The organism is Rhodopseudomonas telluris, assembly GCF_042432815.1.
Lineage (GTDB): Bacteria > Pseudomonadota > Alphaproteobacteria > Rhizobiales > Xanthobacteraceae > Rhodopseudomonas > Rhodopseudomonas telluris.
In genome coordinates, this window is the sequence record NZ_JBHLWM010000001.1 from 435,763 (window position 1) to 456,014 (window position 20,252).

At 64.7% G+C, this 20,252-nt stretch carries 22 protein-coding genes; 19 read left to right on the plus strand and 3 right to left on the minus strand.

The window, feature by feature from the left end:
* Positions 1–30 precede the first annotated feature (30 nt).
* The 19 genes from nifH (at position 31) to ACFFJ6_RS02075 (ending at position 17,980) form a co-directional block, all read left to right on the plus strand.
* Positions 31–927: a nitrogenase iron protein gene (gene nifH, locus ACFFJ6_RS01985; RefSeq protein ID WP_378383811.1), complete on the plus strand. Its 897-nt coding sequence runs from the start codon at positions 31–33 to the stop codon at positions 925–927.
* 66 nt (positions 928–993) lie between these two features.
* A complete protein-coding gene (gene nifD / locus ACFFJ6_RS01990) occupies positions 994–2,457 on the plus strand; it encodes a nitrogenase molybdenum-iron protein alpha chain (protein WP_378383813.1) in 1,464 nt (487 codons plus the stop codon).
* A 78-nt stretch (positions 2,458–2,535) separates the two neighbouring features.
* Positions 2,536–4,095, plus strand: coding sequence for a nitrogenase molybdenum-iron protein subunit beta (gene nifK / locus ACFFJ6_RS01995; protein ID WP_378383815.1), 1,560 nt, complete (start codon positions 2,536–2,538; stop codon positions 4,093–4,095).
* A 39-nt stretch (positions 4,096–4,134) separates the two neighbouring features.
* Entirely contained in the window at positions 4,135–5,601 is a 1,467-nt protein-coding gene (nifE, locus tag ACFFJ6_RS02000; RefSeq protein WP_378383816.1) for a nitrogenase iron-molybdenum cofactor biosynthesis protein NifE, read from the plus strand.
* 10 nt (positions 5,602–5,611) lie between these two features.
* Positions 5,612–6,988: a nitrogenase iron-molybdenum cofactor biosynthesis protein NifN gene (gene nifN, locus ACFFJ6_RS02005; protein WP_378383818.1), complete on the plus strand. Its 1,377-nt coding sequence runs from the start codon at positions 5,612–5,614 to the stop codon at positions 6,986–6,988.
* Between the two features lie 46 nt (positions 6,989–7,034).
* Positions 7,035–7,433 carry a nitrogen fixation protein NifX gene (gene nifX / locus ACFFJ6_RS02010; protein ID WP_378383820.1) on the plus strand — a complete coding sequence of 133 codons (399 nt, stop codon included), beginning with the start codon at positions 7,035–7,037 and terminating at the stop codon, positions 7,431–7,433.
* Positions 7,434–7,435: 2 nt separating this feature from the next.
* The gene (locus ACFFJ6_RS02015) at positions 7,436–7,903 is read left to right on the plus strand and encodes a NifX-associated nitrogen fixation protein (RefSeq protein WP_378383822.1); all 468 of its coding nucleotides are present in this window, start codon (positions 7,436–7,438) and stop codon (positions 7,901–7,903) included.
* Between the two features lie 12 nt (positions 7,904–7,915).
* Positions 7,916–8,122, plus strand: a complete 207-nt coding sequence (locus tag ACFFJ6_RS02020; protein WP_378383824.1) for a CCE_0567 family metalloprotein — start codon at positions 7,916–7,918, stop codon at positions 8,120–8,122.
* Positions 8,123–8,180: 58 nt separating this feature from the next.
* Positions 8,181–8,492, plus strand: a complete 312-nt coding sequence (gene fdxB, locus ACFFJ6_RS02025) for a ferredoxin III, nif-specific (RefSeq protein WP_378383826.1) — start codon at positions 8,181–8,183, stop codon at positions 8,490–8,492.
* 11 nt (positions 8,493–8,503) lie between these two features.
* Positions 8,504–9,205 carry a nitrogen fixation protein NifQ gene (locus ACFFJ6_RS02030; protein WP_378385700.1) on the plus strand — a complete coding sequence of 234 codons (702 nt, stop codon included), beginning with the start codon at positions 8,504–8,506 and terminating at the stop codon, positions 9,203–9,205.
* A gap of 366 nt (positions 9,206–9,571) precedes the next feature.
* Positions 9,572–9,892 carry a HesB/IscA family protein gene (locus ACFFJ6_RS02035; RefSeq protein WP_054165608.1) on the plus strand — a complete coding sequence of 107 codons (321 nt, stop codon included), beginning with the start codon at positions 9,572–9,574 and terminating at the stop codon, positions 9,890–9,892.
* Positions 9,893–9,932: 40 nt separating this feature from the next.
* On the plus strand, positions 9,933–10,931 hold the full coding sequence (gene nifU / locus ACFFJ6_RS02040) for a Fe-S cluster assembly protein NifU (protein ID WP_378383828.1): 999 nt from the start codon (positions 9,933–9,935) through the stop codon (positions 10,929–10,931).
* A complete protein-coding gene (gene nifS / locus ACFFJ6_RS02045) occupies positions 10,928–12,157 on the plus strand; it encodes a cysteine desulfurase NifS (protein WP_378383830.1) in 1,230 nt (409 codons plus the stop codon). Before nifU ends, nifS begins: the two co-directional genes overlap by 4 nt.
* Positions 12,150–13,319, plus strand: coding sequence for a homocitrate synthase (gene nifV, locus ACFFJ6_RS02050; protein WP_378383832.1), 1,170 nt, complete (start codon positions 12,150–12,152; stop codon positions 13,317–13,319). The genes nifS and nifV overlap by 8 nt, the downstream gene beginning before the upstream one ends.
* Positions 13,320–13,517: 198 nt before the next feature.
* Positions 13,518–13,874 carry a nitrogenase stabilizing/protective protein NifW gene (nifW, locus tag ACFFJ6_RS02055; protein ID WP_378383834.1) on the plus strand — a complete coding sequence of 119 codons (357 nt, stop codon included), beginning with the start codon at positions 13,518–13,520 and terminating at the stop codon, positions 13,872–13,874.
* A 467-nt stretch (positions 13,875–14,341) separates the two neighbouring features.
* Positions 14,342–15,187 carry an electron transfer flavoprotein subunit beta/FixA family protein gene (locus ACFFJ6_RS02060; RefSeq protein ID WP_378383836.1) on the plus strand — a complete coding sequence of 282 codons (846 nt, stop codon included), beginning with the start codon at positions 14,342–14,344 and terminating at the stop codon, positions 15,185–15,187.
* Positions 15,188–15,212: 25 nt separating this feature from the next.
* Positions 15,213–16,319: an electron transfer flavoprotein subunit alpha/FixB family protein gene (locus tag ACFFJ6_RS02065; RefSeq protein WP_378383838.1), complete on the plus strand. Its 1,107-nt coding sequence runs from the start codon at positions 15,213–15,215 to the stop codon at positions 16,317–16,319.
* 12 nt (positions 16,320–16,331) lie between these two features.
* Positions 16,332–17,639, plus strand: coding sequence for an FAD-dependent monooxygenase (locus ACFFJ6_RS02070; RefSeq protein WP_378383840.1), 1,308 nt, complete (start codon positions 16,332–16,334; stop codon positions 17,637–17,639).
* A gap of 44 nt (positions 17,640–17,683) precedes the next feature.
* Positions 17,684–17,980, plus strand: a complete 297-nt coding sequence (locus tag ACFFJ6_RS02075; RefSeq protein WP_119859184.1) for a ferredoxin family protein — start codon at positions 17,684–17,686, stop codon at positions 17,978–17,980.
* A 175-nt stretch (positions 17,981–18,155) separates the two neighbouring features.
* On the opposite strand, the gene ACFFJ6_RS02080 is transcribed toward ACFFJ6_RS02075, so the two are convergent.
* The 3 genes from ACFFJ6_RS02080 to ACFFJ6_RS02090 all read right to left on the minus strand — a co-directional run bounded on the left by ACFFJ6_RS02080 (position 18,156) and on the right by ACFFJ6_RS02090 (position 19,983).
* Positions 18,156–18,740 (minus strand): DUF2478 domain-containing protein, encoded by a 585-nt coding sequence (locus ACFFJ6_RS02080; RefSeq protein WP_378383842.1) that lies wholly within the window; start codon positions 18,738–18,740, stop codon positions 18,156–18,158.
* 452 nt (positions 18,741–19,192) lie between these two features.
* Complete coding sequence (locus ACFFJ6_RS02085) at positions 19,193–19,648, minus strand: cupin domain-containing protein (protein ID WP_378383844.1); 456 nt, start codon at positions 19,646–19,648, stop codon at positions 19,193–19,195.
* 62 nt (positions 19,649–19,710) lie between these two features.
* The gene (locus tag ACFFJ6_RS02090; RefSeq protein ID WP_378383846.1) at positions 19,711–19,983 is read right to left on the minus strand and encodes a phosphopantetheine-binding protein; all 273 of its coding nucleotides are present in this window, start codon (positions 19,981–19,983) and stop codon (positions 19,711–19,713) included.
* Positions 19,984–20,252 lie beyond the last annotated feature (269 nt).

Sequence of the window (20,252 nt, forward strand, 5' to 3'; positions counted from 1 at the left end):
CAAGCGGCATTAGGTCAACGGAGAGAAAACATGGCACTTCGGCAAATCGCATTTTACGGCAAGGGCGGCATCGGCAAGTCCACTACCTCGCAGAACACTCTGGCCGCTCTGGTCGAGATGGGTCAGAAGATCCTGATCGTCGGCTGCGACCCCAAGGCGGACTCCACCCGCCTGATCCTCAACACCAAGATGCAGGACACGGTGCTGAGCCTCGCCGCGGAAGCGGGTTCGGTCGAGGACCTCGAACTCGAAGACGTGATGAAGGTCGGCTACAAGGGCATCAAGTGCACCGAAGCCGGTGGTCCCGAGCCGGGCGTCGGCTGCGCCGGCCGCGGCGTCATCACCGCGATCAACTTCCTCGAAGAGAACGGCGCCTATGAGGACGTCGACTACGTCTCCTACGACGTGCTCGGCGACGTGGTGTGCGGCGGCTTCGCGATGCCGATCCGCGAGAACAAGGCCCAGGAAATCTATATCGTGATGTCCGGCGAGATGATGGCGCTGTATGCCGCCAACAATATCGCCAAGGGCATTCTGAAGTACGCCTCGTCGGGCGGCGTCCGCCTCGGCGGCCTGATCTGCAACGAGCGCCAGACCGACCGCGAGCTCGACCTCGCCGAAGCGCTGGCCAAGCGCCTGAACTCCAAGCTGATCCACTTCGTGCCGCGCGACAACATCGTGCAGCACGCCGAGCTGCGCCGTCAGACCGTGATTCAGTACGCGCCCGACAGCCAGCAGGCCAAGGAATATCGCGAGCTGGCCACCAAGGTGCACGCCAACTGCGGCAACGGCACGATCCCGACCCCGATCACCATGGAAGAGCTCGAAGAGATGCTGCTCGACTTCGGCATCATGAAGACCGACGAGCAGGCGCTCGCCGAACTGCAGGCCAAGGAAGCCGCCAAGGCGGCCGCCGCGTCCGCCTGATCCCATGAGCCGGGCCGGCCGCCTCGCGCGGCCGGTCCCCGGCGGCCCCAGATACGAGGAACAACGATGAGCACCGCAGTCGCAGAATCCCCCGCGGACATCAAGGAACGTAACAAGAAGCTGATCGGCGAAGTCCTGGAGGCCTATCCGGACAAGTCGGCCAAGCGTCGCGCCAAGCATCTCAATACTTACGAGGCCGAGAAGGCCGAGTGCTCGGTCAAGTCGAACATCAAGTCGATCCCGGGTGTGATGACGATCCGTGGCTGCGCCTACGCCGGTTCGAAGGGCGTGGTGTGGGGCCCGATCAAGGACATGGTCCACATCAGCCACGGCCCGGTCGGCTGCGGCCAGTATTCCTGGGGCTCGCGCCGCAACTACTACAAGGGCAATACCGGCATCGACACCTTCGGTACGATGCAGTTCACGTCCGACTTCCAGGAGAAGGACATCGTCTTCGGTGGCGACAAGAAGCTCGGCAAGATCATCGACGAGATCCAGGAGCTGTTCCCGCTGAACCGCGGCATCTCGGTGCAGTCGGAATGCCCGATCGGTCTGATCGGTGACGACATCGAGGCGGTCTCCAAGGCCAAGTCGAAGCAGTATGACGGCAAGCCGATCATTCCGGTGCGCTGCGAAGGCTTCCGCGGCGTGTCGCAGTCGCTCGGCCACCACATCGCCAACGACGTGATCCGCGACTGGGTGTTCGACAAGACCGCCGACAAGATCGCCGCGTTCGAATCCACCCCCTACGACGTCGCGATCATCGGCGACTACAACATCGGTGGCGACGCCTGGGCCTCGCGCATCCTGCTCGAGGAAATGGGCCTCCGCGTCATCGCGCAGTGGTCCGGCGACGGCACCATCGCCGAGCTTGAAAACACCCCGAAGGCGAAGCTGAACATTCTGCACTGCTACCGCTCGATGAACTACATCACGCGGCACATGGAAGAGAAGTTCGGGATCCCGTGGGTCGAGTACAACTTCTTCGGTCCGACCAAGATCGAAGCCTCGCTGCGCGAGATCGCGTCGAAGTTCGACGACAAGATCAAGGAAGGCGCCGAGCGCGTCATCGCCAAGTACAAGCCGCGGATGCAGGCGATCGTCGATCGCTATCGCCCGCGCCTCGAAGGCAAGAAGGTCATGCTCTATGTCGGCGGCCTGCGTCCGCGCCACGTCATCGGCGCCTACGAAGACCTCGGCATGGAAGTGGTCGGTACCGGCTACGAATTCGGCCACAACGACGATTATCAGCGCACCACGCATTACGTCAAAGACGGCACGCTGATCTACGACGACGTCACCGGCTACGAATTCGAGAAGTTCGTCGAGAAGGTCCGGCCCGATCTGGTCGGCTCCGGCATCAAGGAAAAGTACATCTTCCAGAAGATGGGTGTGCCGTTCCGCCAGATGCACTCCTGGGACTATTCCGGCCCGTATCACGGCTATGACGGCTTCGCCATCTTCGCCCGCGACATGGACATCGCCATCAACGCTCCGATCTGGAAGCTTACCAAAGCCCCCTGGAGCTGAGCCCACTCGTCACGCGGGCTTCCGGTGCGATCCACCGGAAGCGCCGTGTCCCCGAATTCCTTGGGAAAGAACATCACCATGACCGAGACCGCAGAAAAGATCCGGGATCACTTCGATCTCTTCCATCAGCCCGAATACGCGGACATGATGGACAACAAGCGCAAGCAGTTCGAAAACTCCGTCGGCGAAGCCGAAGTCGCGCGGGTGTCGGATTGGACCAAGACCAAGGAATATCAGGAGAAGAACTTCGCTCGTGAAGCCCTGGTCATCAATCCGGCCAAGGCCTGCCAGCCGCTCGGCGCGGTGTTCGCCGCGGTCGGCTTCGAGAAGACGCTGCCGTTCGTGCACGGCTCGCAGGGCTGCGTCGCTTATTATCGCAGCCACTTCTCGCGCCACTTCAAGGAGCCGACCTCCTGCGTCTCGTCGTCGATGACGGAAGACGCCGCGGTGTTCGGCGGCCTCAACAACATGATCGACGGCCTGGCCAACGCCTATGCGCTGTACAAGCCGAAGATGATCGCGGTCTCGACCACCTGTATGGCCGAAGTGATCGGCGACGACCTCAACGCGTTCATCAAGAACGCCAAGGAGAAGGGCTCGGTCCCGCAGGACTTCGACGTCACCTACGCCCACACCCCGGCCTTCGTCGGCAGCCACACCACCGGCTACGACAACGTCATGAAGGGCATTGTGGAGCACTTCTGGGACGGCAAGTCCGGCACGGTCGAGAAGCTCGAGCGCAAGCCCAACGAGTCGATCAACTTCCTCGGCGGCTTCGACGGCAACACCGTCGGCAACATCCGCGAGATCAAGCGCATCTTCGACCTGATGGGCATCGACTACACGATCTTCGGCGACAACAGCGACGTCTGGGATACCCCGGCCGACGGTGAGTTCCGGATGTACGACGGCGGCACCACGCTGGAGGAAGCCGCCAACGCCATCCACGCCAAGGCGACCATCTCGATGCAGGAGTTCTGCACCGAGAAGACCCTGGCGACGATCGAGGCGCACGGCCAGGAAGTGGTCGCGTTCAACTCCCCGATCGGCATCTCAGGCACCGACCGCTTCCTGCAGGCGGTCTCGCGGATCACCGGCAAGGCGATCCCCGAGGCGCTGACCAAGGAGCGCGGCCGCCTGGTCGACGCGATCGGCGACTCCTCGGCGCACATTCACGGCAAGAAGTTCGCGATCTACGGCGATCCGGACCTCTGCTACGGCGTCGCGGAGTTCATTCTCGAACTCGGCGGTGAGCCGACCCACATCCTGGCGACCAACGGCAACAAGAGCTGGGAAGCCAAGGTGCAGGCGCTGCTCGACAGCTCGCCGTTCGGCAAGAACTGCAAGGTCTACGCCGGCAAGGATCTCTGGCACCTGCGTTCGCTGCTGTTCACCGAGCCGGTCGATTTCCTGATCGGCAACACCTACGGCAAGTATCTCGAGCGCGACACCGGCACGCCGCTGATCCGCATGGGCTTCCCGGTGTTCGATCGCCACCATCATCATCGCTCGCCGATCTGGGGCTATCAGGGCACGATGAATGTCCTGGTCAAGATCCTCGACAAGATCTTCGACGAGATGGACAAGGCGACCAACATCGCCGGCAAGACCGACCTGAGCTTCGACATCATCCGCTGATGCCGCAGCTTCGGAGAACCTGATCCATAGGAGTGTCGCATGAGCCGGCTCGCAGACAAGATTCAAGACGTCTTCAACGAGCCCGGCTGTGCGGCCAATCAGGTCAAGTCCGACAAACAACGCAAGAAGGGTTGCAGCAAACCGCTGCAGCCGGGAGGCGCAGCCGGCGGCTGCGCCTTCGACGGCGCCAAGATCGCGCTGCAGCCGATCGTCGACGTCGCGCATCTGGTGCATGGCCCGATCGCCTGCGAAGGCTCGTCCTGGGACAATCGCGGCACCAAATCGTCCGGCTCGAAGCTGTATCGCACCGGCTTCACCACCGATATGGGCGAAAACGACGTCATCTTCGGCGGCGAGAAGCGGCTGTTCCGATCGATCAAGGAAATCATCGAGAAGTACGATCCGCCGGCGGTCTTCGTGTATCAGACCTGCGTGCCGGCGATGATGGGCGACGATATCGTCGCCGTCTGCAAGGTGGCGGCTGAAAAGTTCGGCAAGCCCTGCGTCCCGATCATCTCGCCGGGCTTCGTCGGCCCGAAGAATCTCGGCAACAAGCTCGCTGGCGAGGCGATGCTGGACTACGTGATCGGCACCCAGGAGCCGGAATTCACGACTCCGTATGACATCAACATCATCGGCGAATACAATGTCGCCGGCGAATTGTGGCAGGTGAAGCCGCTGCTCGACGAGCTCGGCATCCGGATCCTGTCCTGCCTGTCGGGCGACGCGCGCTATCACGAGGTCGCGCAGTCGCACCGCGCCCGCGCCGCCATGATGGTGTGCTCCACCGCGATGATCAACGTCGCGCGCAAGATGGAAGAGCGCTACGGCATTCCGTATTTCGAAGGCTCGTTCTACGGCATCAGCGACACCTCAGAATCGCTGCGTCAGATCGCGCGGCTGCTGATCGCCCGCGGTGCCGATGCCGAGCTGATGGACCGCGTCGAGGCGCTGATCGCACGCGAGGAGGCAAAGGCCTTTGCAGCCATCAAGGCTTACACGTCGCGGCTCGAAGGCAAGAAGGTGCTGCTGATCACCGGCGGTGTGAAGTCGTGGTCGGTGGTGGCAGCGCTGCAGGAGGCCGGGCTGACGATCGTCGGCACCAGCGTCAAGAAGTCGACCAAGGAGGACAAGGAGCGGCTCAAGGAGATGAGCCCCGACGTCCACCAGATCGACGATCTGCGCCCGCGCGAAATGTACAAGATGCTCAAGGACGCGCAGGCGGACATTATGCTGTCGGGCGGCCGCTCGCAATTCGTCGCGTTGAAGGCGCGGATGCCCTGGATGGATATCAACCAGGAGCGCAGCTACGCCTATTGCGGCTATGTCGGCATCGTCGAGATGGTACGTCAGATCGACAAGGCGCTGTCGAACCCGATCTGGGCGCAGGTGCGCTCGGCGCCGCCTTGGGGCGAAGTCACCTGGGAGCAGCGTGCCGACGCCGCCAATGCGGTCGACGACCGGAAGCGCGCGATCTTCGGGCCGCGCTCCGCGCGGGTCGCGTGAGGAGGCGGCGTTGGCGAAGATCACCACATCGACCAAGTCCTGCACCGTGAACCCGCTGCGGATGAGTCAGCCGCTCGGCGCGTCGCTCGCCTTCATGGGGCTGCGAAACTGCATGCCGCTGCTACACGGCTCGCAGGGCTGCACTTCATTCGGCCTAGTGCTGTTCGTTCGGCACTTCCGAGAATCGATCCCGATGCAGACCACAGCGATGAGCGAAGTCGCGACAGTGCTGGGCGGCTTCGATAATGTCGAGCAGGCGATCGTCAATATCGTCGGTCGCACCAAGCCCGACGTGATCGGGATCTGCACCACCGGCGTCACCGAGATCAAAGGCGACGATCTCGACGGCTTCATCAAGGACGTGCGCAAGAAACATCCTGAACTGGCGAAGGTTGCGCTGGTGCCAGTGTCGACGCCGGACTTCAAGGGCGCGTTCGAGGACGGCTTCGCCGCGACTGTGACACGAATTGTCGAGACGCTGGTCGAGACGCCCGTGCCGAACGCCGCGCGCGATCCCGCGAGGCTCAACGTGCTGGCCGGTAGTCATCTCACGCCTGGCGACATCGACGAGCTGCGCGACCTCATCGAGGCGTTCGGCCTGATGCCGACCTTCCTGCCGGATATTTCCGGCTCGCTCGATGGCCATCTGCCCGATGATTTCACGCCGACGACTCACGGCGGCGTGTCGGTGGCCGAGGTCGCCACGATGGGCGCGGCGGCGCACACGCTCGCGCTCGGCGAACAGATGCGCGGCGCGGCCGAAGCACTCGAAGCAAAGGCCGGCGTGCCGTTCACGCTGCTGCGCCGGTTGACCGGGCTCGCGGCCGGCGACGAGCTCATGGCGACACTGGCGCAGATCAGCGGCCAGCCGGTGCCGCCGAAGTATCGGCGGCAGCGCAGCCAGTTGGTCGACGCGATGCTCGACGGCCACTTCTATTTCGGCGGCAAACAGGTCGCGATCGGCGCCGAGCCGGACATGCTGTTGAACGTCGCGAGCTGGCTGGCCGATATGGGTTGCAGCGTCGCCGCCGCGGTCACGACCACGAACTCGCCAGTGCTGGCGCAGGTGCCGAGCGACGAGGTGCTGATCGGCGATCTGGAAGATCTGGAGCGCCGCGCCGAGGGCTGCGATCTGCTGCTGACGCATTCGCACGGACGGCAGGCGTCGGAACGGCTCGGCGTGCCGCTGTTCCGCATCGGCCTGCCGATGTTCGACCGCCTCGGCGCCGCGCATCAGGTCGTGGTCGGATATCGCGGCACGCGCGATCTGATCTTCGCGATCGGCAACCAGTTCATCGCAACTATACGGGAGCCGGATGTGGACAGTTGGCGCACGCTCGCCACCAGCCAACCGGATCGGGTCGATGCGCCGCCTACGGCTCATTAGGACGGAAGCGAAGGAGATCGTCGATGCACAGCAACGGAGGCGCGGCATGAAGGTCGCTTTCACCACTCAGGATCTGAAGCGCGTGGACGCGCATTTCGGCTGGGCCAAGAACATAGCCATCTACGAGGTGACGGCCGAGGATTATCGCTTCGTGGAAGCCGTGCAGTTCGCCGAAGAGAAGGAAGACGGCAACGAGGACAAGCTGGCGGCGAAAATCGACGCCATCCGCGATTGCGCGATCGTGTATTGCGCGGCGATCGGCGGCTCCGGTGCGGCGCGCGTCGTTGCTGCCCAGGTTCACCCGCTCAAGCTGGCGCAGCCGGAGCTGATCACCGATCTGATCACCAAGCTGCAGGGCGTGTTGCGCGGCGTGCCGCCGCCGTGGCTGCGCAAGGCACTGCTGAAGGGCGAAGAGCGCAAGCTCGATTTCGCCGACGAGGTGTGAGCATGACCGATACCACCACTGCGTCTCCCGACGTCGCGATCGACGCGCCGTTCGTCAAGGAATTGATCAAGCAGCTCCGAGCCCAGGACACCCACGGCACGTGGGAAAATCGCTCCGACCTCAAGCTGCTCGAACCTTACATCATCGACAGGGCCAAGCGTCGCGAGATCCCGCTGATGGGCGATCCGGACCCGGAAACGCTGTGGCGGCTCGAGCTGTTCTACAACGCGGTCGCGCTGTCGATCGAGCGCGAGACCAAGATCATGGTCTCGCCGATGATGAAGATGCATCACGAAGGCTTTGGCCGCCTGATCCTCAGCGCCGGCCGGCTGATCGTGATCAACAAGCACATGCGCGACGTGCATCGGTTCGGCTTCGATAATCTCGGCAAGCTGGCGGCGGAAGGCGACAAGCTGGTCACCGCGGGCGTCGAGATGATCCGGAAATTCCCTGACGTTGCAGCGTATTGAAGGAAGGTAACCATGGCGGACATCGAGACGCTGAAAGCCGAGATCAAGAAACTGTCGGCTCGCGCGACGACAATGAAAATGAATCTGCACGACCTGTCCGAGGAACTGCCGATCAACTGGCAGAACATCATGACGATCGCGCAACAGACCCAGGACGCTTATGCGGCCCTCGAAGCCGCGCGCAAGACGCTGAAAGAGCTGGAAGCCAAGGCCGCCTAGGTAGCCGCGTGCGACAGCTCGCATCGCGCGGCAGATACCGCGCCGTAGGAGCATGATAATGGCGATTTTCTCCACCCGCGACGGCCAGGCTTGGGAGCCGACCTACCTCACCGCGATCGACGACAAGAAGTGCATCGGCTGCGGTCGCTGCCACAAGGTGTGCTCGCGCGACGTGATGCATCTGATGGGCGTCAACGAGGACGGCGAACTCGTCGCTTGTTCGTCCGACGACGATGACGACGATGAGGAATTCGTCCGCAAGGTGATGGTGCTGGACGCCGCCGGCAATTGCATCGGCTGCTCGGCCTGCGTTCGGGTCTGCCCGAAGGCCTGTCAGACTCACGTCAGGGCCAGCGAACTCGGGCTGTAAGGGAGCGGACCATGCGCGGCGCGATGGATATGGCTCGGGATCAGTCGTCGCTGCCGCTCCGCGTCGCCGCCGCCGGATTCGCGTCGTCGCCAGCAGTGGTTTACCGCGCGCTCACCGGCTGTCTGCCGGCCGAGGCGCAGATCGATGATGATCGTGCGTTCGACAGGCACGTGCTGGCGTCGATTCTCTCGGCCGCGATGACTGAGCCGGGGCCGATCATCGAGCGCTGCGGCTTGCCTGCCGATGATTTTACCGCGCTGATCGTTGCTCAGTTTCCTCATGTTTCCGTGCTGCTGTCGGTCCTGGCGTTGGATGAGCCGGAGATCGACGACGAGGCGGTGATGCTGCGCGACCTGCTGCTCAAGCATCGCTCCACCACGGGCGAGATTGGCCGCTGGCTCGCCGCGATGGTGGCGCGGCGGGCGATCGAACCGGAGCATCTGTGGGAGGATCTCGGTCTGCGCAATCGCGCCGAGCTGTCGCGGCTGCTGACGCGCCACTTCGCTCCGCTGGCGCAGGGCAACACCCGTAACATGCGCTGGAAACGCTACTTCTATCGCAAGCTCTGCGAGGACGACGGCCTGGTGATGTGCAGCACGCCGTCCTGCGCGCAGTGCAACGACTTCGCCGAGTGCTTCGGCGACGAAAGCGGCGAAAGCCGCATGGCCGCCCGGCGGCGAGAGGTTGAGCTGGCGGTCACCAGCGTGTCCTGACGGAGCGACGCCGTCCTTCACCCTCCCCTGGAGGGGGAGGGTCGCTCGCGTAGCGAGCGGGGTGGGGTGGCGAAGTTATGAAACCCTGTGCCCGCGGCTCACCCCACCCCGTCCCGCATCCCGCTGCGCGGGCTGCGTGCCGACCCTCCCCCTCCAGGGGAGGGTGAAGAGAGCGCCGGCGCACCGTGCTCCCGGACTATTAGCTGCGAGCCGTTGTCGGAAACCGTCGTCTTTCGACCATGTCGCAACCCTGACATTTCCCCGCGGTCTCCTAAACAAGTAACAACTCCAGTGGCTTGCCGCCGTGCTGCGGCGTGGCACGGGGGTTGCAATCCCTCATGTCGGACCCAACGCAAGGAGCCGATCATGATCATTCTGACCGAACAAGCCGGGAATGCCGTCAAGGCCGCGATGTCGCGGGCAGGCAAGACCGAGGGGGGACTGCGGGTCATGGTCGAGGCGGGCGGTTGCGCCGGCTACAAGTACTTGATCGGTCTCGACCCCGCGCCGCGAGATGATGATGCGGTGGTCGAAGCTGCCGGTGTCCGGGTGTTCGTCGATCCGGATTCGCAGCCGCTGCTCAGCGGTATGACGATCGACTTCGTCGAGAGCCTGGAAGGCTCGGGCTTTACCTTCGACAACCCGAATGCCGAGAACAAATGCGGCTGCGGCAAGTCGTTTGGTTGAGGCAAAGCTGAGGCAAACTTCAGGCAGGGAGTTGTTCGTCATGCTCGGCAATCTCGACAGGCTCGACGACCACTTCGACCGCCCGCGCAACGTCGGCGTGCTGCTGCTGGCCAACGCGGTCGGCTCGTTCGGTACCCTGCGGTGGGGCGATGCGGTCAAGCTGATGCTGCGGATTGATCCGCGAAGCAATCGCATCGACCGCGCGACCTTCCAGGCGTTCGGCTGCAGCGCGGCGATCGCGGCGGCGTCGGCGACGACCGAACTGCTCAGCGGCAAGACGCTCGACGATGCGGCGTCGATCAGCGCCGCCGATATCGCCGACGCTCTCGGCGGTCTGCCGGCTGAGCGGATGTACTGCGCGGTGATGAGCTACGAGGCGCTGCACCGTGCGATCGCGTCGTATCGCGGCGGCGCGGTGCTGCGCGAAGGCGAGGGGACGCCGTCGTGCAAATGCCTCAGCGTCAGCCAGATGATGATCGAGCGCACCATCCGCTTCAACCGGCTCACCAGCATGGAGCAGGTGACGCAGTACACCAAGGCGGCGGGGAGCTGCAGCTCCTGCTTCAAGCAGATCGAGGGCCTGCTGGCGCGCGTCAATGCCGAGATGGTCGAGGACGGACTGATCGACAAGCACGACGCGTATCAGCTCGGCTCGACGCCGCAGCGCGCGGTCGATCTGAAGCCGCGCGGCGAGCCGCAGCCCGGCACGAATATTTTCTCGGCCAAGACCGCGCCGGTGCATTTGCGGCCGACACCGCGGCCCGAGCCGGCGCGAGCGGCGCCGGCTGCGACGGCGACGCTCGAACTCGACGCTCCGACGCAGGCGACGATGATCGCCGAAGCGCTCGACGAACTACGCCCGCATCTGAAGCGCGACGGCGGAGACTGCGAACTCGTCAGCATCGAGGGCAACATTGTCTATGTCCGGCTGTCGGGCAATTGCGTCGGCTGCCAGCTCTCGTCGGTGACGCTGTCTGGCGTCCAGGCCCGGCTCGCCGAGAAGATCGGCCGGCCCTTGCGCGTGGTGCCGGTGTCATGACGGAGTCTCGTGTCGCACAGCCTTCGGCCGACATCGTCTATCTCGACGCCAACGCGACGACGCGCACCGATCCGCGCGTGGTCGATGCGATGCTGCCGTTCTTCTCCGGTTACTTCGGCAATCCGTCGTCGAAGCATGCGCTCGGCGGCCACGCCGCGCGGGCGGTGAAGCGCGGGCGCGATCAATTGCAGGCGCTGCTCGGCGCCGCGTCGCCGCACGATATCATCTTCACCTCCGGCGGCACCGAAAGTATCAACACGGCGATCCTGTCGGCGCTGGAAGCGATGCCGCGGCGACGCGAGATCATCACCACCGCGGTGGAGCATCCGGCCGTGATGGCGCTGTGCGCCTGGCTGGAGAAGACCAAGGGCATTCGCGTTCACGTCATCCCGGTCGATCGCCAGGGCCGTCTCGATATCGCAGCGTATCGCGCGGCGCTGTCGGATCGCGTCGCGCTGGTCTCGATGATGTGGGCCAACAACGAGACCGGCGTGCTCAACCCGGTCGCCGATCTGGCCGAACTCGCCAAGGAAGTCGGCGCGCTGTTTCACACCGATGCGGTGCAGGCCGTCGGCAAATGTCCGATCGATCTGCAATCCACCGCCATCGATATGCTGTCGCTGTCCGGCCACAAGCTGCACGGACCGAAGGGCATCGGCGCGCTTTATGTCCGCAGCGGCGTCGCTTTCAAGCCGCAGATCAAGGGCGGCCAGCACGAACGCGGCCGCCGCGCCGGCACCGAGAATGTGCCGGGCATCGTCGGCCTCGGCATCGCAGCGGAGTTGGCCGCCGAGGCGATGGCGGACGAAGACATCCGGGTGCGCGGTCTGCGCGATCGGCTGGAGCGCGAGATCCTGGCGCAGGTCGATCACTGCGTCGCGGTCGGCGCCCGCGCCGAGCGGCTGCCGAACACATCGACCATCGCGTTCTCCTTCATCGACAGCGAGGCGATCGTGACGCTGCTCGACCGCGCCGGCATCGCAGCGTCGATGGGCTCGGCCTGTTCGACCGGCTCGTTCGAACCTTCGCATGTGCTGGTGGCGATGAACGTTGCCGAGGAAGCGGTGCGCGGCGGCGTGCGGTTCTCGCTGTCGCGCGACAACACCGACGCCGACATCGACCGCGCGCTCGCGGTGATTCCGGGCGTGATCGCGAAGCTGCGGGCGATCTCGCCGTTCTGTGCCAACCAGGGAGCGCCGCAGGCGCTGGGGCGTGCGCATGTCTGATCTCGCTGCCTCCAACGCGTCGCCGCTCCCGGTCGTGCTCAACGACACCACGTTGCGCGACGGCGAGCAGGCGCCCGGCGTCGCCTTCTCGGCTGCCGAAAAGCTCGCCATCGCCAGAGTACTCGCCGCTGCCGGCGTGCCGGAGATCGAGGCCGGGACGCCGGCGATGGGACCCGACGAGATCGCGGCGATCCGTGCCATCGTCGAGGCCGGCCTGCCGCTGACCACGATCGCGTGGTGCCGGATGCGCACCGAGGATGTCGACGCCGCGCTTGCGGCCGGCGTCTCGATGGTCAACGTCTCGGTGCCGGTGTCGGACGTTCAGATCGCCGCCAAGCTCGGCGGGCGTCGCAGCAACGCGATCGAAACCGTGAAGCGCGTCGTCGGCTATGCACGCGACAAGGGTCTGGAGGTCGCGGTCGGCGGCGAGGATTCGTCGCGCGCCGATCCGGAGTTTCTCGCCGAAGTGATCGCGACCGCCAAGGCCGCCGGCGCGCGGCGCTTCCGCATCGCCGATACGCTCAGCGTGCTCGATCCGTTCAGCAGCTTCAAGCTGCTCGCGGCGCTGCGCGCGACCACCGATCTCGAACTGGAATTTCACGGCCACGACGATCTCGGCCTCGCCACCGCCAACACGCTGGCGGCGGTGCAGGCCGGCGCCACCCACGCCTCCGTCACGGTGATCGGCCTCGGCGAGCGCGCCGGCAATGCGCCGCTCGAAGAGATCGCGGTGGCGCTGAAGCAGCTCTATGGCCGCGACACCGGCGTGGTGTTGTCGGAACTGCGCCACGTCGCCGACGTGGTGGCGGAAGCCGCGGCGCGCACGATCCCGCTCAACAAGGCGATCGTCGGCGAGCACGTCTTCACCCATGAATCTGGCATCCATGTCGACGGCCTGCTCAAGGATCAGCGCACCTATCAGTCGCTCGACCCGTTGCTGCTCGGCCGCGCCAACCGCATCGTGATCGGCAAGCATTCCGGCCTGTCGGCGATCACCTCGTCGCTCGCCCGGCTCAACCTGCCGGCGACCGCCGACGAGGCGCAGGGGATTTTGGCGCAAGTGCGCCGCTACGCGGTCGCCCACAAGGGCCCGGTCGGCAACGACACATTGACGGCGATCTGGCGCGAAGTCCGCGACCGGCGGATGTCGAGCTGTGCGTGAGGGGTGGCGTTTGATCATGCAGCGTAAACTCTCCCCGCGTCATTGCGAGCACCCGGATCGGCGCTGCGCGCCGTCCGGGCACAGGCTCCGCGAAGCAATCCAGCGCCACACGCGCGGCGCTGGATTGCTTCGTCGCTGCGCTCCTCGCAATGACGGCGGGGAGGGGCTGGTTGCTAACCATAAGCGAAGGAGAATGACATGACCGCGTCCCTGGCGACCACGACCGAGCCCGCCGATATCATCGGCCAGCTGCAGCGCGCCGGTTCGGCGGAGGAGTTCTTTCAGCTGCTCGGCGTCGATTACGACCCGAAGCTGCTCAACGTCGCGCGCCTGCACATTCTCCGGCGCATGGGGCAGTACCTCGCCGGTGAGGATCTCGCCGGCCTGCCGGCCGAGGAGGCTGCCGCGCGCTGCAAGGCGGTGCTCGAGCGGGCCTATGCGGACTTCGTCGCCTCGTCGCCGCTCGATCAGCGCGTCTTCAAGGTGCTCAAGGACGCCGTGGCGCCGAAGGTCCCGCGCAAGGCGGCGTTCGTGTCGCTCGACACGCTGAAGTAACCGCGGCGTACATTTCACCGAAAATACTTACCTTTCCGTCATGGCCGGGCTTGTCCCGCCTGCGCGGCCGAAGCCGCTTCGGCGCGGCGAAGGCCCGGCCCATCCACGTCTTGCCGCATGCACGACCTCATGGTGAGGAGGCGCGAAGCGCCGTCTCGAACCATGGGCCGCGAATGCCGCGTGGCCCCATCCTTCGAGACGCCCGGCTGCGCCGGGCTCCTCAGGATGAGGAATCAGTGCAGTTGGTCGGGCTGTTTTGCCTGCGTCATTCGACGTCCAAGCTCTCTTTCAACGCGCTGTCGCCTTCCTGACAAGTGTCACACTTGTCGGATCGCCTTCACGGCAAAACCCCTGCGTGTACCGCGGCAGAATGCCCAACGCCTTGCTTTCCCGAGTGAATTCCGCGCATCGCAAAGTTGGTACGGGGCTTGCTGATAGCTCTCTGTCAGCTTAGCGCGGAGCACATCATGCATATCGTCGTTTGTATCAAGCAGGTCCCGGACTCGGCGCAGATCCGCGTCCATCCGGTCACCAACACGATCATGCGCCAGGGCGTCCCGACGATCATCAATCCCTATGATCTGTTCGCGCTCGAAGAGGCGCTGCGGCTGCGCGATACGCTCGGCGGCGAAGTCACGGTGCTCACCATGGGCCCGCCTTCGGCCGAGGACTCGTTGCGCAAGGCTCTGACCTTCGGCGCCAACCGCGCGGTGCTGCTGACCGATCGGTTCTTCGCCGGCGCCGATACGCTGGCCACCAGCTACGCGCTCGCCGCCGCGATCCGCAAGATCGGCGCGACCTTCGGGGCGCCCGACATCGTGTTCACCGGCAAGCAGACCATCGACGGCGATACCGCGCAGGTCGGCCCCGGCATCTGCAAGCGGCTCGACTTCTTGCAGCTCACTTACGTCTCGAAGGTTTGCTCGGTCGATCTCGCCGGCCGCACCATCGAGGTCGAGCGTCGCTCCGAGGGCGGCGTGCAGGTGCTGCGCAGCAATCTGCCGTGCCTGATCACCATGCTGGAAGGCACCAACCAGGTGCGCCGCGGCTCGATGCTGAACGCCCTGAATGCCGCTCGCGCCGAAGTGGTGAAGTGGAGCGCGCAGGACGCCGGCGTCGAGGACATCTCGAAATGCGGCCTGCGCGGCTCGCCGACCGTGGTGAAGCGCGTGTTCGCGCCGACGCCGCGCGCCGAGAAGGCCAAGGTCGTCGAGGCCGCGGGTCAGCCGCCGGCCGAGGCGCTGATCGACGAGATCTTCAAGCTCCGTCCCAAGCTCGAAGCCGACATGTTCGAGCTGGCCCGCGGATTCTGACACCTCAACATAGAAAGCCGTTCCGATGAGTCAGCCAGCCAAGCCTGCACCGCAGCCCGCCGGACGCGCCTCCGCCAAGAAGGAGTTGCCCGAGCACTTCAAGGCCTACAAGCATGTCTGGGTCTTCATCGAGCAGGAGCGCGGTCACGTGCATCCGGTGTCGTGGGAGCTGATGGGCTCCGGCCGCCGGCTCGCCGACAAGCTCGGCGTCCAGCTCGCCGCCGTGGTGATCGGCCCGAAGGGCGAGGCGACGCAGGCCGCGGTGGCGGAATCGTTCTGCTACGGCGCCGACCTCGCTTACGTCTGCGCCGACGAGGTGCTCACCGACTATCGCAACGAGTCCTACACCAAGGCGCTGACCGATCTGGTCAACACCTACAAGCCGGAGATCCTGCTGCTCGGCGCCACCACGCTCGGCCGCGACCTCGCCGGCGCGGTGGCGACCACGCTGCTCACCGGCCTCACCGCCGACTGCACCGAGCTGGAAGTGGATGCCGACAATTCGCTCGCCGCGACTCGCCCGACCTTCGGCGGCTCGCTGTTGTGCACGATCTACACGCTGAACTTCCGGCCGCAAATGGCCACCGTTCGGCCGCGCGTGATGTCGATGCCCGACCGGGTCGAGAAGCCGATCGGCCGCGTCATCGAATTCCCGCTCGGGCTGGTCGAAGCCGATATCGTCACCAAGATCCTGGCCTTCGTGCCGGATCGCGACAAGGCGACGTCCAACCTCGCATACGCCGACATCGTCGTCGCCGGCGGCCTCGGCCTCAACTCGCCGGAGAACTTCCAGCTGGTGCGCCAGCTCGCCGGCGTGCTCGGCGCCGAATACGGCTGCTCGCGGCCGCTGGTGCAGAAGGGCTGGGTCTCGGCCGACCGCCAGATCGGCCAGACCGGCAAGACCATCCGGCCGAAGCTGTACATCGCGGCCGGCATCTCCGGCGCGATCCAGCACCGCGTCGGCGTCGACGGCTCCGACCTGATCGTCGCGATCAACACCGACAAGAACGCGCCGATCTTCGACTTCGCTCATCTCGCTCTCGTCACCGATGCGATCCGGCTGCTGCCGGCGCTCACCGAGGCGTTCCGCAAGCGGCTGTCGCCGCACACCCGCGACCGGATCGCGAGCTAACAGGAGGCTGCCATGATCGAGGAACGTTTCGACGCCATCGTGGTCGGCGCCGGCATGGCCGGCAATGCCGCGGCGCTCACCATGGCCAAGCGCGGCCTGAAAGTGCTGCAGATCGAGCGCGGCGAGTATCCCGGCTCGAAGAACGTGCAGGGCGCGATTCTCTACGCCGACATGCTGGAGAAGCTGGTGCCGGATTTCCGCGAGGATGCGCCGCTGGAGCGGCACCTCGTCGAGCAGCGGTTCTGGATGATGGACGGCAAGTCGCACACCGGCCTGCATCACCGCTCGGACGACTTCAACGAAGAGAAGCCGAACCGCTACACCATCATCCGCGCGCAGTTCGACAAATGGCTGTCGAGCCGGGCGCAGGAAGCCGGCGCGGTCGTGCTGTGCGAGACCACGGTGAAGGAACTGGTGCAGGACGCCTACGGCAAGGTGATCGGCGTGATCACCGACCGCGACGGCGGCGAAGTTCACGCCGACGTCGTGGTGCTGGCCGAAGGCGTCAACGGCCTGCTCGGCACCAAGGCCTCGCTGCGCGAGCGGCCGACCCCTGACAACGTCGCGCTGGCGGTGAAGGAGATGCACTTCCTGCCGCGCGAGACCATCGAGGCGCGCTTCAACCTGAAGGGCGACGAGGGCGTGGTGATCGAAGCCGCCGGCACGATCTCCGCCGGCATGACCGGCATGGGCTTCCTCTACACCAACAAGGAGTCGATCTCGATCGGCATCGGCTGCCTCGTGGCCGATTTCCAGAAGAGCGGCGAGACGCCTTACGATCTGCTCGACCGCTTCAAGAAGCATCCGTCGATCGCGCCGCTGATCGAGGGCTCGGAAGTCAAGGAATATGCCGGGCACCTGATCCCGGAAGGCGGCTACAACGCGATCCCGCAGCTCTACGGCGACGGCTGGGTCGTGGTCGGCGACGCCGCGCAGCTCAACAACGCGATGCATCGCGAGGGCTCGAACCTGGCGATGACCTCGGGACGAATCGCCGGCGAGGCGATCTTCCAGGTCAAGTCGCGCAAGGATCCGATGACCAAGCAGAACCTCGCGCTCTACAAGAAGATGCTGGACGACAGCTTCGTCATCAAGGATCTGAAGAAGTACAAGGATATGCCGGGCCTGCTGCATATCCAGTCGCAGAACTTCTTCCTGACCTATCCGCAGCTCGTCAACAAGGCGCTGCAGAACTTCGTGCGGGTCGACGGCACGCCGAAAATCGAGAAGGAAAAGACCACGATCAAGTCGTTCGTGTCGGCGCGGTCGTGGGGCGGGTTGTTCGGCGACGCGTTCCGCTTCGCGCGGGCGTGGCGCTGAGTGGAACGTAGCTGGTAGTTAGTTCAGGATCGGAGAGGCCAATCATGACCACGGAAGCCCCCATTCGGGTCGAAGACAAGCTGTTCCAGAACCGCTATCTGGTCGATGTCGGCAACGCCCATATCAAGGTCAAGCCGCACACCAAGCCGTCGCCGCAATTGCTGGCGCTGCTGAAAGTCTGCCCGGCGCATTGCTACGAGCTGAATTCGAACGGCCAGGTGGAAGTGACACCGGACGGCTGCGTCGAATGCGGCACCTGCCGGGTGATCGCCGAAGGCGGCGGCGACATCGAATGGAACTACCCGCGCGGCGGCTACGGCGTGCTGTTCAAGTTCGGGTAGGTCGCGCCATTTCGAAGCTTACGTCATGCCCGGGCTCGTCCCGGGCATCCACGTTTCTGCGCTGACTGCTTGGCAAGACGTGGATGGCCGGGACGAGCCCGGCCATGACGGCGTGAGGGGCGTCGATCAGGCGATAGCGTCGGTCGAGGTGGCTGTCGGCGCGTTGCCCAGCCGCTCACGCCGCCGAATTCAGCACGGTCTCAGTGCCTGCCCGCACCCGTTGCGGGACGAGGCCGCGGCGGGCGAGCCATTGTTGCACGCGGGGCGAGTCGATCATCGCCTCTTCGGCGAGGCCGTTCGTGAATTCGCGCCAGCGCGCGACATGGCGCTCCGGCACGCCGACCATCACGGGAATCCCGAGATCCACCGCCTCGGTGATCACGTCGGCGAGGCCACCGCCGTCGGCTTCGAGCCGGCCGAATTTGTTGACGATCAGCAGCTCCGGGCACTTCTGGAACGCGGCGCTGATCAGCGCGGCAGCGTCCTGCATGGCGGCCGGATCGACCCGGCAGTCGGTGGGCTGCGGCGTCTGATCATCGGCGAGCTGCAGGATGATTCGCGAGGTCAGTTCCTCGATCTCCATGTCGCAGCGCGGGGTGCCTTCAGACGTGGCGTGATACGCCACGATGCCTGCGACCGCGACGCCGGTGTCGCGCAGCCGATAGCCGAGCTCCGAGATCGTGCGGCACGCCGCGGCGCCATCCGAATAGACCAAAGCGAGGATTGAAGGTCTGCCGGTCCGGCCGAGATTGTACCCCATCGCTGTCCCGCGTGCTCCAATAAGACTTTCGCATGATGAAATGCCAGAATCAGCACCGGCCGGCTTTGCGACAAATCAATCTCGGGAGCGGCTGCGAAACGACCGAAAATGTCTCATCAGCACAGGTGGACCAGAGGTTGTGGGAGGCTGCTGGTTCAAACTGGCCTGCCGAGGCAGCCACTGACGTCGGCCCGTGAGGCTCCCCAACACGTTCATCCCCATCATGCCCGGGCTCATCCCGGGCGCCACAGACTTGGACGTCGAGGTTCGGAAATACGTGGATGGCCGGGACGAGCCCGGCCTTGACGATGGGGGAGGAGCCGTTGGAAGTCGCCGTGCTGAGGGACAAGGTGCTGGTTGAAAGTCGCGGCAGACCACAAAGCTTATCACAAAAAACAAAGGCGAGCCCTGACGGCCCGCCTTCGGAAAGATGATAGCTACGCGTCGAGCGCTTAGTTGGCGCCGAGCAGCGATTGCGTCGGGCGCTGCGCAGCGGGCGCCAGCATCGAACGCAGCTTGGCGTAGACGCGGATCGCCAGGCCGAACAGCTTCGGCTGGGTGCGGCGGCAGAATGCGATCTTGCGGATGTGGCCTTCGACATGCCAGCGCGCGCTGGCGCCGTCCTTGAAGAAGATCACGTCGCCCGGACCGTAACGCTTCGCCGGCATGCCTTCGCTTTCGATCACCACCGAGCCTTCGAGAATGCAGATCGTCTCGTCGATGTCGTAGTGCCACTCGAACTTGCCTTCGGTGCACTGCCAGATGATCGTCGAGGCCATGCCGTCCGCGCTGCGGGACAGCGTGCAGTTCGTCGCCACCGGATTGCCCTCGAGAATCCACGACGGCTCGATCGGCGCCGGCTTCAGTTCGACATCGGTCTTCGCGGTGAGGATCAGATTGGCATTCATCTGGTGACTCCTGGGATGTGCTGCGGAAGCTGAGTGAGGACGACGCGGCGTTGCGGCCGGGATCAGGCTGCCTGCATCTGCAGGCGGCGCAGAACCATGCGCTCGATGGTCTCGACCGAGGTGAAGTTCTCGGGCGTGATCTCGGATTGCGGCAGGGTCAGATCGAATGCGGCTTCGACGCCGAGCATCAGGTTGACCATTTCCATCGAGGTCAGTCCGGCATCGGCCAGCCGTGTATCAGGATGCAGAGCGCCGGGCGTCGCGCTTTCCTTCAGCATCGATCCGACCAGTTCGAGCAGTTTGTTTCGGACCGTCGCGTCCGTGCTCGCCTGCATGGCATCCTCCGTGTTGTTTGTCCTCGCGCAGCCAGTGAAGTCCTGTCGCGTGCGCTCCCGATTGGGTGAGATGTAATCTCAGAAATTTTTCGAAAACAATTGCGCAGTTTGGCCGCGGAGGCGGTTTCGATTTTAACGCTAACGGGATGCGCCGGATTTTCCGCGATTGCCGCAAGCGGCGATTAACCGTCGTTTTCGAATCGAAATTGATTCACTTTGAATCATCTCGACGCGTCGCTGCCGCGCTCCTAGCGTCTCGGTCGCATTCG